Raw genomic sequence first — 15,625 nt, 5'->3', positions numbered from 1 at the left:
TATTGGTTGGCGGCAATATGGCTGATTAGCCATCCCGCCGTCGAGTCGCTTTGTCACCCGGATGCGCTCAAAGGGAGTGCGTGCTAAGACGCAAAAAAATACAAACTATTTGCGGAATTCTGAGCGGAACTGTGAAAGGGATGTCGAGCGCGATGGATCTAAAGAATCACGTGGTGTTCATCACCGGCGGCGCTGGCGGGCTGGGGCGCGCCATGTGCCACAAATTCGCCAGCCATGGCGCGCGCCTGATCGTCGGCTACCGTGAAAGCGCCGCCGCTGCTGAGACTCTGGCCGGAACGTTAGAGGGCAGTGGCCATTCAGCCAAAGAGGCACCCGTCGAAAATAGCGGTCGCCTGGCTTCGTTGGCTGAGGAGATAGAATCCGAATATGGCCGCCTAGACATTCTGATCAATAATGCCGGCATCACGCGTTTCGTCGCACATGACGATCTCGACGGTCTCGACGATGATCTGATCGATGAGATTTTCCGGACCAATTGGCGCGGCGCCTTTGCCTGCGTCCGCGCTTTTCGCCCTTTGCTCGACGCCGGTACTGGTGGATTGGTCATCAATATTTCTTCCATCGCCGGCGCCACCGCGATGGGCAGCAATATCGCCTATTGCGCCTCCAAGGCAGCGATGAACACCATGACCATGTCATTGGCCCGGGCGTTGGCGCCACGCATTCGCGTGGTTTCGCTGTCACCGGGATTGGCAGAGACCGATTTTGTAACCGGCCTGGACCAAGCGTGGTGGGACGAGCAGTCCCTGCGCACACCGTTGCAACGCTTGGCAAAGCCCGAAGATGTCGCCCAGGCCGCGCTCGCGATTGCCACGAGTTTAAAATTCTCGAATGGCTGTATTATTCCGGTGGATGGCGGCAGGCCCCTTACGTGAGCGCTCCAAACATGGCGGGGTCGCACCGCAAAGGCCCGTATTCTGAGTTTCCCGCCACGGCGCACGCGTCGCTGCCCGGACTCGCCTGGCCGGGCCTCGCCACGCAACATGGCGGTCAGCTGTTGGCGCTGCTCTATCAGTTGGAGCAAAGCCAGTGGTGGAGCCCGGAACAATTGCGCCTGCACCAATTCAGCCAACTGGCGCACGTCGTGCAACACGCCCTCAACACTGTTCCCTATTACCGCAGGAATCGCCAAGCCTGGGGCATCGACGCGAATTGGAAACTCACGCCCGAATCATTCACCGCCAGCTTGCCAATTCTAACGCGCGCCGAAGTGCAACAAGGCGGCGCCGAATTTCACAGCGGCCAGGTCCCGGAGGCGCACGGTAAAATTGGCGATACGTTCACGTCCGGCTCAACCGGGCGTCCCTTGAAGACGTTAAAGACTGGCTTGGCGGAGATGTTGTGGCAGGCAGTGACGCTACGCGAAATCTTGTGGCACCGGGATATGCGGAAAAAGCTCGCTATTATCAAAATCATCGAAGGGAAGCACACCGGTTATCCGCACGGTGACCTATATAAAAATTGGGGCAATTTCGCGTCCCAGACCTTCGCAACCGGCCCGAGCTGTATGCTTCACATGACCACTAAAACCCATGAGCAGGTTGAATGGCTGCTGCGCATGCAACCGGATTATCTGTTTACCTTTGCCGGCAACGCGCAAGCTTTGGCGCAACATTGCATTCGCGAGCAGATTGAATTTCCCGCCCTGCGCCAGGTCATCACATTCTCTGATTTGCTGCGTCCTGAAGCGCGTGCCGCCTGCAAGCAGGCGTGGGGTGTGCCGGTGGTGGATATTTATAGTTCAGCCGAAGCCGGCTACATCGCCCTGCAATGTCCGGAGAGCGAGAATTATCACCTTCAGTCGGAAACGATGTATATCGAAATCTTGAATGAAAAGGGAGAAGCTTGTGTCCCGGGCGAGGTAGGTCAAGTGATCGCCACGCCATTACATAATTTCGCTATGCCGCTCCTCCGTTATGCCAGCGGCGATTTGGCCGAAGTTGGTGAATGTGCGTGCGGGCGTGGCCTGCCCGCACTCAAGCGAATCATCGGGCGCACGCGCTCCGTGATGTCACTGCCGAGCGGCGCCCAAATTTTTCCCAATTTCCAGGACCTCCTGAGCGAATTGCCAATGGTCCAGCAGTTTCAGGTTCGTCGGCAGGAACGCGAAAGCCTCGACGTAAAGTTGGTGGTTGCGCGTGAGTTGACGGCAAGCGAAGCGGCGTTGTTGGAGCGTGAGCTGCAGGAACGGTTCCAATATCCCTTCCGTGTAGAAATCAGCTATCACGACGAATTGCCGCGCAGCGCAAGTGGCAAGTTCCACGATTTCCGCGACGTGTATAGCGAGGAAAGCGGCAATGGCGGATAGGCGGCCGCCGCAGGTCCGTTCCGCCCTTGTCGGCATGGCGTGGCCTGGCCTGCCTGCCCGCCATGCAACCAACATTTTGGCCCTGCTCTATCAATTGGAGCACAGCCAATGGCTACCCGCCGAGGATTTGCTGCACTTGCAGTTCCGGCAGATAAACCTCCTGTTTCGCCACGCAGTTGAAACCGTGCCGTATTACCGTGCCCGACGCCACGAGTGGGGCATCGATTTTGATCATGCCATCACGCTGGAAGAATACCGCCAGCGCGTTCCGATTCTCACACGCGCCGAGGTTCAACGGCTCGGCGACGATCTTCTCAGTGAAGAAATACCGCCATCGCACGGAAAGAGCGGTTCGGTCTTCACATCGGGGTCGACCGGCATGCCGATCAAGGTGATCAAGACCGAACTGACCGAAGCTTTCTGGAACGCGTTTACCGTGCGCGACCATCTGTGGCACCGTGATCCGAATATGAAATTGGCAAGTATTCGCCCGCTGGCGGGAGACCAAGCCGCGTATCCAGATGGAAATGTCTATAAGGATTGGGGCGGCATGGCGGCGCTGGCATTCGCCACCGGGCCGAGCGCCGTGCTGAACATTGGCACGCGGATTCAAGATCAAGTCGAATGGCTGCAACGCTATGATCCTGATTACATCCTAACCTATCCGGCAAACATTCAAGCGATCGCCATACATTGTGAGCGCCACAAGCTCCGCTTTCCTCGCTTGAAATTGGTGCATACCATGGCCGACCTGTTGCGCCCTGAAGTTCGGAAAGTGTGCCGCGATGCTCTAGATGTTCCCGTGGTGGATATCTATAGCAGCGCCGAGATTGGCTATATCGCTTTGCAATGTCCGGAAAGCGAAAATCTACACATTCAATCCGAATCAGTGTTTGTCGAAGTGTTGGATGCTGCCGGCAGGCCTTGTGCACTGGGCGAAGTGGGCCAGATCGTCACCACGCCATTGCATAACTTTGCCATGCCCCTGATGCGCTATGCGGTCGGTGACTACGCGGAAGTCGGAAGCTGTCCTTGTGGACGAACTTTGCCCGTCTTAAGCCGAATCATGGGACGCGCGCGCAGCATGGTCAGGCTGCCCAATGGCGATCAGTTTTATGTTAATTTTTTACATCTCGTCATGGGATTTGACGCAATCCGCCAGTTTCAGATCGTCCGCCGCGCCAGCGAAGCGCTGGAGATGAAACTGGTGGCGACAAGGAGAATGAACGCATCGGAAGAGCTGAGATTAACCGAGATATTGCGCGAGCGCTTCCGCCATCCCTTTGCCGTTTCCTTCAGCTATCACGACGAAATTCCGCGCAGCGCCGGCGGAAAGTTTGAGGATTACAAAGATGAGAGCGAGCCATAGCCCCGCGCGCCGCGCTCAACCAAGCGGCCAAACCCACAAAATCATGGGGATCGAGACCGCGACGATGAGAATTTCCAGCGGCAGGCCCATGCGCCAATAGTCGCCAAAGCGATAGCCGCCTGGACCGAGAATCAGGGTGTTGTTCTGGTGGCCGATGGGCGTGAGAAAGGCACAGGATGCGCCAACCGCCACCGCCATCAGGAAGGCATCGGGGTTGACCTCGAGGCGATCCGCTAGACCCACTGCAATCGGCGCCATGATAACCGCGGTTGCCGCATTGTTGACGATGTCCGACAGCGTCATGGTGACGATCAGCAGAATGGTCAGCACCACAACCGGCGAGAGGCCGTTGCCGATACCCAGAATTGATTCCGTGATGAGATCGGTGGCGCCGGTGCTTTCCAGCGCCCCGCCGATAGGAATCATCGCGCCCAGCAGGACGATCACCGGCCAGTTGATGCTGTCATAGGCTTCGCGCAGCGACGCCACATTGAGGAACAGCATCGCCATCGCCGCAAGGCTGAGCGCGATCGGCGCCGCCACCAGGCCGAGCGACATAAAGATAATGGCGGCAACGAACACAGCGAGAGAAAGCCAGGCGCGCTCCGGCCGGCCGATGCGCAAGCCGCGCTCGGCCAACGGCAGGCATCCGATGTCGTTCAAAATCGTCGGCATTTGGTCGACCGGCCCCTGGAGCAAAAGGACATCGCCGGCCCTCAGGCGCATCGTATGCAGGCGGGTCCGCAGGGGCTGCCCTTGGCGCGAGACGGCCAATAGATTGATTCCGAAGCGTCCGCGCAGGCGTACGCCGCTGGCGGTTCTGTTTTCGATCATGCCAGCGGGCGAGACGACGGCTTCCACCAGGGCCAGATCATCGGATTTCAGGTCGTCGCTAACTTCGGCGCCGGAGCCGACCAATTCCAGGCCGAAGGCGTTCACCACCTTGTCGATGCCCTCCGGCGCCGCTTCCAATACAAGGATATCGCCGGCCGATATGCGGCCCCGCCACGTGGCGCTGTGAATACGCTGTTGTTTGCGAATAAGCCCGACAAACTCGACCTCAAGTTTCTCGAACTCGGTTTCGACCTGGCTCCGCCCCTTTCCCACCAGGATGGACTCCTCGGGGACGCGCAACTCGGTGACATAGGCTTCAATTTCAAACAGCGATTCTCCGCCGGCCTTGGCGCGCCGAGCCGCGGGGATCAGCCGCCAGCCCAAAAAAGCGACGAAAATCAGGCCGGCAAGCGTCACGACAGCGCCCACCGGGGTGAAATCGAACATGGAAAACGCTTCGCCGCCATATTCGGCCCGGTAATTCGCGATGATGATGTTGGGCGGCGTCCCGATCAGGGTGATGGTGCCGCCCAAAATTGAGGCGAAAGCCAGCGGCATGAGAATGAATCCAGGCGTCCGCTTGGCTTTGGCCGCAGATTTCAACGCCACCGGCATCAAAAGGGCGAGCGCCCCGACATTGTTGATAAAGGCCGAGAGCAAAGCCGAGATACTGCCGATGAAGCCGATATGAAGCGATTCGCCACGCTCCGCCGCCGGGTCTAAGCCTTTGGCCAACATATCGATCAGGCCCGAGTTGGAGAGCGCGCGGCTGATGATAAGCACGGCGGCCACGGTGACGACGGCGGGATGACCGAAGCCGGAAAATGCCTCGATCGGCTCCACAAGGCCGAGCACCACCGCCACGAGAAGCGCCGTGAAGGCGATCAAGTCATAGCGCCAGCGTCCCCAGATGAAGAGGACGAGAATTCCGCCGATAACGGCCAGAATGGAAATTTGGTCGAACGACATGCGATAAGACCTGTTAGCTCATGGCGGTGCGGTTGCCTGTTCGCTTGCGATCATACCCTTTCCGACTTGCTGCGACGATGCGCAAAAACATGAAAATATTGAATAAATTCGGAACCAAACGTCATTCCTGCTGGACAGATGCGGTGCGAAGCGCTGCAATCACGCGAATGAATACCGATAGAATTAAACGGCAAGTCTTTGCCGATATCGGGTGGGGAGCGTGAGATGATATTACTGACCGGGGCAACCGGAACCACAGGGCGGGAAACTGTTCGACAACTACTTGAAAAGGGCGTGCCGTTCCGCGTCATGACGCGCGATATCGCCCGCGCCAAAACAATATTGGGGCCGGATCTGGACTATGTGGCCGGTGATTTTGCCGCGCCCGACACCCTGGCTGCGGCCTTTGACGGGATAACGCGGCTTTCTCTTCTCTGCGCGTTCGCCGAGAAAATGGTGTCGCTTGAGCTGAATGCCGTCGCCGCCGCCAAACGCGCCGGCATCACCCATATTGTCAAAATGTCGGCTATCGGCTCGGCGCCCGATGCGCCAACGATGATTCGACGCTGGCATGGTGAGATTGAACAGCGCATTGAGCGCGAAGGCTTTGCCTACACCAATTTATGGCCGAACGCCTTCATGCAAAATTTTGGCCGTTTCGCGCCTTTTATCAAGAAAGACGGCGTGTTTTATGCGGCGCTCGGCGAATCGCGTGTGGCGCTGGTCGATGTCGTGGACGTCGCCGCGGTCACGGTAGCGGCGCTGATTGAGGATGGCCATGAAGAGCAAACTTACGAGATCACCGGGCCGCGCGCCTATTCCTACCGTGAATGCGCGGAAATACTGTCGCGTGTTTTAAACAAAACCGTGCGTTTTGAATCGGTTACCATGGCTGCGTCGCATAAAGCCCTGGTTGACGCCGGACTGGCGCCGGCATTGGCCGACGCATTGATCGAAATCGATCAAATGTTTATCGACGGCTTTGGTGCGCCCGTCACCGATGTGGTCAACCGGGTCGTTGGCCGGCCGGCGCGCAGTTTTGAAGTTTTCGCGCGCGACAATACCGCTACCTTCACCTGACCCCGAACCGCAAAGCGAAGAGCGAAACATGGCCGAATACATCAAGAAAGCCCCGCCCAAGAAAGCGCAGGATATCAGTGCGGTCGAGGAGACCGCGCGCCGCATGCTGGCCGATATCAAGGAAAACGGCGATGCCGCGGTGTCGCGCTATGCGGCGGAACTGGACAAGTGGCAGGGCGGCGAATTTCGCGTAACCGAGGATCAGATTGCCGCCGCCGAATCGTCGCTGCCGGAGACGTTTAAGGAAGATTTCGAATTTTGCCATCGCCAAATCACGCAGTTCGCTAAGCGCCAGCTCGAAACCCTCACCGAATTTGAGTGCGAAACCGAACCCGGCATTACGCTTGGGCAAAAACAGATCCCCGTCACCAATGTCGGCTGTTACATCCCGGGGGGGAAATATCCGCTGGTGGCGGCGGCGAGCATGAGCGTCGGCGTGGCCCGCACCGCAGGTGTTGAACACATCATCGGCTGCGCCCCGCCGCGTGACGGCAAGGAGATGTACCCGCCGACGCTCTACGCGCTGCACAAAGCCGGCGCCGATGAGATCTACGCGCTGGGCGGCATTCAGGCGATGGCGGCGATGGCCTATGGCTGCGTCGGCATGCGCGCGGTTGATTTGATCACCGGGCCGGGAAACGCCTATGTCGCCGAAGCCAAGCGTCAACTTTACGGCACCGTGGGCATAGACCTGCTTGCCGGCCCAACGGAAATTCTCATCATCGCCGATGACACCGCCGACCCCGAATTGATCGCGACCGATTTGCTCGGCCAAGCAGAGCACGGCCCCGATAGCCCGGCATGGCTTGTCACTACTTCGCGGTCGATCGGCGAAGCGGTTCTGGCCCATGTCGAGGACCAATTGAAAACCCTGCCGACCCGGGAAGTCGCCGCGCCGGCGTGGCGCGATCACGGCGAAATCACCGTGGTTGCGGATATCGACGAGGCGATCCGTCTCAGCGATGAATATGCGCCCGAACATCTTGAACTGATGACCGCCCATGATGACGAATATCTCGCCCGCCTGAAAAATTACGGCAGCCTGTTCGTCGGCGAAGAGGCAACCGTTGCCTACGGCGATAAAGGCATCGGCACCAACCACACGCTGCCGACCAGCGGCGCATCGCGCTACACCGGCGGGCTGTGGGTTGGAAAATTCATCAAAACCGTGACCTACCAGCGCCTCAAGCCGGCGGCCAGCCGCGCCATCGCGCCGGTGCTGGCGCGCCAATGCGAGGTCGAGGGCATGTTGGCGCACGGCATCACCTGCGATGTCCGCTTCGCGCGCTATGCAGGCGCCAACGAATAGCAGGTTGTAACCGCCGGAAGGAACGCGACGTGAGCGATATTTATCCGCGCGACATGGTGGGATATGGGCGCAATCCACCGCGTCCCAAATGGCCGAACGGCGCGCGCATCGCGGTCCAATTCGTGATCAATTATGAAGAGGGCGCCGAGAACAACATCCTGCACGGCGATGCCGGCTCGGAGTCTCTGCTGACAGAATTCGGCTTCGTGCCGTCGCGCGAGGGCGAGCGCTACCTCCCCGTCGAATCGCAATATGAATACGGCAGCCGCGTCGGCTTCTGGCGCCTGCATCGCCTGTTCACTAAGCATAAAGTGCCGATCACCGTTTTCGGCGTCGCCATGGCACTGTCGAGAAATCCGGACGCCGTCGCCGCCATGCAAGAGGCAGATTGGGAAATCGCCAGCCATGGCTATCGCTGGATCGATCACCATGGCATGGCCGAAGCGGTGGAACGCGAGCACATCCGAAAAACCATCGAGTTGCACACCGAGGTGACGGGCGCCCGCCCGCTCGGCCATTTCCTCGGCCGGCGCAGCGAAAACACCCTCCGCCTCATCGCCGAAGAGGGCGGTTTCGAATACAGCCAAGACAGCTATGCCGACGAACTACCCTATTGGCTGGCCGAAGGCGGCAAGCAGCAGCTCGTCATTCCCTATACGGCCGATATCAACGATCACCGATTCACCACCACGCCCGGATTCAATTGGGGGGAGCCGTTCTTCGCTTATTTGCGCGATAGTTTTGACGTGCTCTACGACGAAGGCGCCCAAGCGCCCCGGCTGATGAACATCGGACTGCATTGCCGCTTGGTCGGGCGGCCTGGGCGGTTTGGGGCGCTGAAGAAGTTCGTCGAGTACGTGCAGGGGCATGAAGGGGTGTGGCTTTGCCGGGGGAGTGATATTGCGCGGCACTGGAAAGCGAATTTCCCGCCGGCGCTCTAGTTGGGCTTCAAAATCATGCGCCTTGAAAATTCCTTGCGCACGCTCTCCGGGCGCAACGGTATGCGGATATATTCCCCGGCGCGCCACATGCCCGACCTGATCGATAAAAGTAGAACTGCCAAACCACCCGTCTTGACCGCCGAGAAGAACGAAATAGTTCTCGTCGGGATCGGACATGTCGGAAATATGACGCGCTTGCGAGCCATAGCCGGCGTGATGTGCTTCATCCGTTGGCGCATAGTTGGTTTTCATGACGGTCTGCCGGGAGCCGGCACTGGGAAATTCAACGAAGGTGAACCGTTCGCCGATGGCGGGAAGCAGTCCCAGAGGATGGCGCAGTCTCAAATGATGCATGTCCCCCCAGGCTTTGAATTTCTCCGCCGTTGGTACGGCGTCGTGAAGTGCCCCGGCCAGCGCCTTGATAAGAATCTCGCTGTCCGCCTCCATAATATCGCGCGGCACAGCGCGGCCGAGATCAGCCACCGTGGTGAACGCGCGCATCCCGTCTTCACCGAAGCGGGGCGTGTAGAAACGCCGCAAGAAATTGTAGAAAGTGGCTTCGAACGCGACCGGCGCTGCCGCATCGGCGGCGTAATTGCCGTCCCACCCGGCGATCGATTTCAACACGGCACGCGCCGCCGGGTTTAGGTTGTTTTCTAGGTCGAGGCGCTCGGCGGCTTCGGCGAAGGCTTGGCTGATCGCAGCGGCGGCAGGCTCCAGCACATCGGTTTGTAGTGCGCGCAAATCCTCCGGCGTGATGTCCGAGCGCGCCTCCAATAGAGAGGTAAGACGCGTCACCCGGTCCTCCGGCGAAAAGAAGTAGCCGATCGGCACATCAGACGGTTCCGGCCGGTTGTTGGCGGAAACGAGATAGCCGGCATCGGGATTGAACCGAAGGGGCAGGGAACGGACGCCGACAATCTGCTCCCACGCCGGCGCGCCCGTTGCCGGTGAATGAACCAGCGGTGGCGCGGCGCCGTCGCGCGCCGGAAGCTGCGCCGCCATCAGGTGGCCGATATTGCCCTTCGCATCGGCGTAGAGCATGTTTTGCGCCGATACCGCAAATTTTTCGAAAGCGGAGGTGAACTGTTCCCAATTGCTCGCCCGATTGGCTTGCAGCATGGCGGTAAATTCATCGCTGGCCTCATGGCCCATCCAACGTACGGCGATAGCCTCTCCTTCGGCGCTCTCCAGGAGGGGAGAGTCGGAGACAATCGGTCCGTAAGGGCTGTCTCGAATGATGACGTTGTCATCGAACCACCAGCGCACGCCGATCTTCTCTTTGCGCGCAATGATGTCGGCGGCCGGCAGATTGGACACATCGAAAAAATCGCTGCTGGCGGCGCGCAAATTGGTGCCACCCCACGCGATATCCTGATTCCGTCCCACGGCGACAAAGGGCAGCCCCGGCACCATCATCCCCGCCATATGATAAGACGGCGATTTGACGCCCGCGAGAATCCACAAATTGGGGAGTATGAAGCCGAGATGTGGGTCGTTCGCGATCAGCGCATGGCCGTTCTTCGAGCGCGCCGGTGAGACAGCCACCGAATTGCTGCCCGAGCGGCTCATGCCGCCCAACAGATCGCTCATCAGGTTGAGCTGTTCGTTTCCTTCTGCGGCCATCGCGGCGGTCATCGCATTGCCGCCCTCGCGCAGCAAAGCCGCCCATAGTTCAGGCCAATCGGGACGTGTCCGCAGTTCCCATAACCTGAACCAAATCAGCCAATTCACATCGCTCGCGGCCAGTCTGCCGATGGTAATGATGTCGGCGATGCTCCACGGCTGCCGGGCGATGCCGAACACGCGATACTCGTGCGGAAGCACGGTCAATTCGCGCTGATAGTGATTGATGCCGGCAATAAAACGCTCCAGCCAATCGCGCGTTTCAGGCGGAAACCCCGCTTCAATGGCGCCCGCCGCCCGGCCAAAATTGAGAATTCTCAGCGAGTGGTCGATATCGGTCGTGTACGGGCCAGCCAGTTCTGAAAGGCGGCCCTGGCTGATGTGGCGCATCAATTCCATTTGGCCCAGCCTGAGATGGGCATGTATCAAGCCGAGCGCAAACGCGGCGTCCCCGTCACTTTCCGCGAATACAAACGGTACTTGCTGCGCATTCCAGTGAATGACGACCTCACCGTCGAGCGGCAGACGCATCGTCGGGAAGGCGGCGAGGCGAGTGTCGAGGTCGCTTTCAGGTGGCAGCGGTGCCAACAGAGCGCAACCGCCGACCGTCGCCGCGACCGCCAGACTGAGGATTTGTGAGAACTTTGCGATCGTCAGTCTCGAGATCGAATCAATCGTGGAGACTCAAACATCTTCGCAAACGATGAGCTTGGCCGCCGCCAGGTCGTAACATGGGGGCGGACGACCCGCTCCTGAAACAATTCCACCAGGCTTTCGCTTTTTCGGCGCTCGCACGGCCGCGTACGCCTTGGCGATGCGGGCGAGAGCTTTGGCCTGGGCGAGTACTTCGGGTTTCGCCGTGACGGCTTTGACCAGGCGGGCACGGCAATTTGCGAATTTTGAGCCTTCTGGGTGATAGCCTTTGGCGCCGCAGAGAACGCGAGCGATGGCGAGCGGTTGCGCCGATTCTTCATCCTGTGCGGAAATCGTCTCATCGACGAGGCGGTGCAATTCCGCCATGGTCAGCACCGGCAGCGTGAACGCCTCCCGCGGCTTGGTGGTGGTGGGCGGCGTCGTGCAGGCGGCGAGAACCAGCAGCACGGCTAAAATGGAGGCAAACCTCGACCAACTTTTGCCGCCAGCGTGACCGTAGATGCGACTATCCCGCATCAGCCATTGCGCTGGCGAGCCGCCAAGATGAGGAGGTTGGCGCCGACGAATATGGCAACGACGCCGAGCGCCACCGCGAGGTCCGATTTCCAACCCAAATTGATCCAGCCATCATATCTGTTCCAAATCGCATCATGGTAGAAGGTATAAATCATTCCGATCAGACCGCACACAAGAACTGTCCAACCTAGTGGCCTGGCAAATTTCATGATCTTCGCCTTTCCGTTCGGGTATCCGAATAGCAGTAGATTATCAGATTGGATCGTCCCGTGCCCGGTTCAATCCGGTGCTTTTCTGCCATGCGTCACATTGTATTAATATCTGGCAGCTACTCTATGGCGTTCAATTTGTTCCCTGGCGGGAAACCTGAGGAGCCCGATCATGTCCGATCCGGAATTTGGAATTCAGCTTGTCGAAGCGCTGGAAAAAAAGATCGAGACGCGCTTTCGCCGCCAAACGCGGAAAGAGGCGAAAGCGGTTGAACCCGGCTTGGTATTGGGCGCCCTCGTGAAGCTTGAGGAACAAGAGCTTTTGGCTCAGGAAAATGCCTATCGGAGCAATGGCAATGAAGACACGGCCAACGCCTTCATGATGGTGCGCACCGAATTGCTACACTCGGTCGTGCGGGATCTATATAACCGTCTGACCTGATCCTGGCGCGCGCTGCACCCCCAACTGCGCGCCGTCAGGTTTATCCGTGTAGCCTTGATTGCGGTCACACTATCCGCCAATCCTAGAAATGCTTTCCATGCGTTTTCAAAAAAGCCGCCATGTGAAACTGCGCCTGCGCCGGCAGATAAACATATTCGCGACCGACCGGGCAGGCGCGTCGCGCGCGGCAGCCCGACATCTGGCAATCTTGGCCTTCTATCTCGCCAACGTGGGCAACACAGCGCTTCAGATCGTACGAGCCGGGCCGGAATGCTTCCACCGGGCAAGCGCTGAGACACGGTTTCTCTTCGCAAGAGCTGCAGGGTGAGGTTGGACCTTCTGCTGGCGGCAATGCCAAGCGTTGGGCAAAAATAAAGGCGCCGCGATAGCTGTGCCACAAACCATATTTTGCATGAATGAGAATGCCGATCGGCGACTGATGAACCTGGCCGCTCCGTAACGCCCAGCGCTGGAAAGGAGCATAGGGCGGGCCGTCATGTGGCAAGACCGGGTGCGCGCCAAAACGTGCCGCCAATAGTTTGAAGGTTTCCGTACTCCATTTATCCAGTGGATGCGCGCCGGCCGGTCGCGATAATTCAAAACTCCGCCACATAGATCCGCCGCCATTGCCGGCGAGAACAACCGTTTCCGCCCGGCTGGCTCCGGCGGGAATAGGCGTTTCCGCCGGGCTCGCTCCGGCGGGTATAGGAATGTCGTCATCCGGCCCGGGATGAAAAGCGGCAAGAATGACGAGCCCGGTTTTCTCGAGAGCCGCTTTGATTTGTGTCAGTTGGTTGCCGGACTGCGGCGCGGCTTCGCCTGAGCCCATATCCTTAATCGGCTGGGCGAGGGCGGCTCCGCCGCCTATCCGGATAGTCTTTTTCATAGTCCTTGCCTTCCGGGCCGCCCATCAACTCGACTTGCATGCCCCAGAATGGGACAAAGTAACACCACCCTTCGCCACCCGCCTAACGCAACAGCATGATTCGCCGCCGTTCCGGCGAAGTAATCATGAAGCGGACGCGATTTGCCGTTGCGCCAAAAATTTCGAAAGGGGATCATGGTCAGGCATTTTAATCCGAGCGGAGACTGTGCCCTTGCCGAATGTGTTGAGCGATACGGAAGTGGCGAACTTCCACACGGACGGCTATCACGTTCCCGTGCCAGTCATGAGTGCTGCCCAAGCTAAGTCATACCGCCAACGGCTGGAGGATTTCGAAGCCCGCTGGCCGGAACAGCGCCATATGCTCGACCAAGGCGCGTCGCTGCTCTGTCCCTGGATCGACGAGATGATCCGCTTACCCGGCATACTTGACCCGATCGTGGACGTGCTGGGCTCTGACCTCCTGTGTTGGGGCGTCTCGCTACGCCTTAAGGAGCCTCAGACTCAAACATTCGCGGGTTGGCATCAGGACACGGCCTATTGTGACATCAAACCGATCGTCGTAATCGCGGCGGTCGCGCTCTCGGATTGTTCGGAGGCTGCCGGTCCACTATGCGTGATTCCGGGTTCCCACAAAGGCGCGACATTGCCTCATATCGAGCAATTCGGCACTGACAGCCTTCTCACTCGGGAACAGCAAATCGCCGCCGAACTCGACACGACGCAGGCAGTGACCCTGCCGATGGCTGCCGGCGAGATGGTGTTCTTCAACAATGCGATTTGCCATAGTTCCCGCCCGAACCAAACCGCGGACCGGCGCATCATCTTCTTAATCGAATATGTCCCGACCCACGCATCTCAGGAGAAGCCGCGAGAATCGGCGATGCTCGTGCGTGGCCGGGACGCGTTTCACAATTTTGATGAAGATCCGCGACCCGACGCGGAGATGAGCGAAGCAGCGATCGCTGCCTGGCGGCGCAAGGTCGAAGTGCAGGCTTCTGTACTCTACCGAGGCGCCAAACACCCACCGCGAGCGCTGGTAAAATAGATACAAAGCGCCGGGCCAACCATGTAACGAAGGGCGATAAGTAAATGAAAGAAATTGGCAGGCTGGGCGTCTGGTTTTTCCCCGACGCGCTTTCCACCGGCGAGATCGCGGAATTAGGACAGGGCGCAGAGCGCTTGAATTTCGACACGCTGTGGTATCCGGAGGCTGTCGGTTACGAGACCTTCGGCTACGCAGGCTTCGTTCTGTCTGAGACAGATCGCCTGCGCGTGGCGAGCGGGATCGCCAACATTTATGCGCGAGATGCCGTCACCGCAATGGCGGGACACAACACGTTGAATAAATTATACGGCGACCGCTTCATTCTGGGGTTGGGCGTCTCACATGTTCCTCTTGTGGAAGGATTTCGCGGCCATAACTATGGCAAGCCGGTGACCACCATGCGCGCTTATCTCGACGCGATGGAGGCTGCTGAGCTCAGCATTAAAGTGCCCGAACAAAACATCGTTCTCGCGGCCCTTGGTCCCAACATGTTAGCGCTTTCGCGCGACCGAACCAAAGGCGCCCATCCCTATCTTGTCACGCCGGAGCACACGGCCAGGGCCAGGGCCATCCTGGGACCCGATGCATGGCTCTGCGTTGAGCAAAAAATCTGCTTCACGCCAGACCAGGCAATAGCCCGTGAAATCGCGGCGAAGGTGTTGGCGCTCTATCTGCCGTGGCCGAATTATCGTAACAATTGGCTCAGTCTCGGCTTTACTGAGGAGGAACTGTCGGGCCGCGGCAGCGACCGCTTTCTCGATGCGATGGTCGCCTCCGGCAGCGCCACAGAAATCCGCGCTCGGCTTCAGGCGCATTTTGATGCTGGCGCAAATCATGTCTGCGTTCAGCCGCTCAATCCAGACGGCAGCGGATTTGTGGATTGGAACGCGCTTGAGGCGGTTGCCGGACTGTAAACCGCAATCCCTATTGCTCGGCTTTTGGTTGGCTGCTCAACAAAATGTGAAAACCGGAGCAGACCAGTCGGGTATATACTCTGGGCGATTATTGAATAGAAACGGGGGAGTAAGATGAAAAAGCTTGTTGTTATTGCCATTATCTTGGCGTTCGGATTGGTGCCGGTTCTTGCAGGAACTGCCCAGGCAGAAAAGAAGCATGCGGCGAAGCCGGTATGGCAGGGCATGATTGCGAACCTCAGCGACGTGCAAGGCATAATGGCGGCGCTGATGGTATTCGACATGGCCCGTGTAGCCTCGATCTCGGATCAATTGGCCGCGAGAGAGAAATATGTCGCAACTCTCGATTTCCTCCCCGAAGTTGTGCGTAATCGCCATTCAAAAATTGGCGACATGGCGGGCGAAATGGCCACTGCCGCCAGAGCAGGCGATGACCTAGCCCGGATTATTCATGACGGCCACCGGATTTGAGCGGGGCGAGCGGTAGCGGCCGGGTTTCCGA

Annotated in this window: 14 protein-coding genes and 1 pseudogene; 10 read left to right on the top strand and 5 right to left on the bottom strand. The window is 58.8% G+C overall.

Annotation, left to right across the window (positions count from 1 at the left end; genetic code table 11):
* Window positions 1-152: 152 nt before the first annotated feature.
* Genes O3A94_15135 through O3A94_15125 form a run of 3 tightly spaced genes read left to right on the top strand, consistent with a single transcriptional unit; the run spans window position 153 to window position 3,698 of the window.
* Window positions 153-896, top strand: a complete 744-nt coding sequence (locus O3A94_15135) for an SDR family NAD(P)-dependent oxidoreductase (GenBank protein MDA1357586.1) — start codon at window positions 153-155, stop codon at window positions 894-896.
* Window positions 893-2,329, top strand: a complete 1,437-nt coding sequence (locus tag O3A94_15130) for a phenylacetate--CoA ligase family protein (GenBank protein MDA1357585.1) — start codon at window positions 893-895, stop codon at window positions 2,327-2,329. The genes O3A94_15135 and O3A94_15130 overlap by 4 nt, the downstream gene beginning before the upstream one ends.
* Window positions 2,319-3,698, top strand: coding sequence for an AMP-binding protein (locus tag O3A94_15125; protein ID MDA1357584.1), 1,380 nt, complete (start codon window positions 2,319-2,321; stop codon window positions 3,696-3,698). Before O3A94_15130 ends, O3A94_15125 begins: the two co-directional genes overlap by 11 nt.
* Before the next feature lie 15 nt (window positions 3,699-3,713).
* Here the strand turns inward: O3A94_15125 and O3A94_15120 are convergent, their stop codons facing one another.
* On the bottom strand, window positions 3,714-5,501 hold the full coding sequence (locus O3A94_15120) for an SLC13 family permease (GenBank protein ID MDA1357583.1): 1,788 nt from the start codon (window positions 5,499-5,501) through the stop codon (window positions 3,714-3,716).
* 225 nt (window positions 5,502-5,726) lie between these two features.
* On the opposite strand from O3A94_15120, the gene O3A94_15115 reads away from it, so the two are divergent.
* From O3A94_15115 to puuE, 3 genes are read left to right on the top strand one after another with little or no spacing between them, the layout of a single operon-like run.
* Window positions 5,727-6,581, top strand: a complete 855-nt coding sequence (locus O3A94_15115) for an NmrA family NAD(P)-binding protein (GenBank protein MDA1357582.1) — start codon at window positions 5,727-5,729, stop codon at window positions 6,579-6,581.
* A gap of 28 nt (window positions 6,582-6,609) precedes the next feature.
* Window positions 6,610-7,890, top strand: coding sequence for a histidinol dehydrogenase (gene hisD, locus O3A94_15110; protein MDA1357581.1), 1,281 nt, complete (start codon window positions 6,610-6,612; stop codon window positions 7,888-7,890).
* A gap of 29 nt (window positions 7,891-7,919) precedes the next feature.
* Complete coding sequence (gene puuE, locus O3A94_15105) at window positions 7,920-8,831, top strand: allantoinase PuuE (protein ID MDA1357580.1); 912 nt, start codon at window positions 7,920-7,922, stop codon at window positions 8,829-8,831.
* Between the two features lie 60 nt (window positions 8,832-8,891).
* On the opposite strand, the pseudogene O3A94_15100 reads toward puuE, so the two are convergent.
* From O3A94_15100 to O3A94_15090, 3 genes and pseudogenes are all read right to left on the bottom strand, one after another.
* A pseudogene (locus O3A94_15100) lies at window positions 8,892-10,988 on the bottom strand (penicillin acylase family protein).
* Between the two features lie 153 nt (window positions 10,989-11,141).
* Entirely contained in the window at window positions 11,142-11,627 is a 486-nt protein-coding gene (locus O3A94_15095) for a hypothetical protein (GenBank protein MDA1357579.1), read from the bottom strand.
* Window positions 11,627-11,836, bottom strand: coding sequence for a hypothetical protein (locus O3A94_15090; protein MDA1357578.1), 210 nt, complete (start codon window positions 11,834-11,836; stop codon window positions 11,627-11,629). Before O3A94_15090 ends, O3A94_15095 begins: the two co-directional genes overlap by 1 nt.
* Before the next feature lie 172 nt (window positions 11,837-12,008).
* Between O3A94_15090 and O3A94_15085 the strand changes: the two genes are divergently transcribed.
* Window positions 12,009-12,278, top strand: coding sequence for a hypothetical protein (locus tag O3A94_15085; GenBank protein MDA1357577.1), 270 nt, complete (start codon window positions 12,009-12,011; stop codon window positions 12,276-12,278).
* A gap of 82 nt (window positions 12,279-12,360) precedes the next feature.
* On the opposite strand, the gene O3A94_15080 is transcribed toward O3A94_15085, so the two are convergent.
* A complete protein-coding gene (locus O3A94_15080; protein ID MDA1357576.1) occupies window positions 12,361-13,164 on the bottom strand; it encodes a hypothetical protein in 804 nt (267 codons plus the stop codon).
* A 220-nt stretch (window positions 13,165-13,384) separates the two neighbouring features.
* Here O3A94_15080 and O3A94_15075 point away from each other — a divergent pair, with 220 nt between their 5' ends.
* The 3 genes from O3A94_15075 (at window position 13,385) to O3A94_15065 (ending at window position 15,594) form a co-directional block, all read left to right on the top strand.
* Window positions 13,385-14,209, top strand: coding sequence for a phytanoyl-CoA dioxygenase family protein (locus O3A94_15075; GenBank protein MDA1357575.1), 825 nt, complete (start codon window positions 13,385-13,387; stop codon window positions 14,207-14,209).
* A 44-nt stretch (window positions 14,210-14,253) separates the two neighbouring features.
* Entirely contained in the window at window positions 14,254-15,123 is an 870-nt protein-coding gene (locus O3A94_15070) for a TIGR03620 family F420-dependent LLM class oxidoreductase (GenBank protein ID MDA1357574.1), read from the top strand.
* A 114-nt stretch (window positions 15,124-15,237) separates the two neighbouring features.
* Complete coding sequence (locus tag O3A94_15065; protein MDA1357573.1) at window positions 15,238-15,594, top strand: hypothetical protein; 357 nt, start codon at window positions 15,238-15,240, stop codon at window positions 15,592-15,594.
* The last annotated feature ends 31 nt before the right edge of the window (window positions 15,595-15,625 follow it).

The organism is Pseudomonadota bacterium, from assembly GCA_027624955.1.
GTDB lineage: Bacteria > Pseudomonadota > Alphaproteobacteria > UBA828 > UBA828 > PTKB01.
This window is presented reverse-complemented; position numbering and strand designations above follow the sequence as displayed.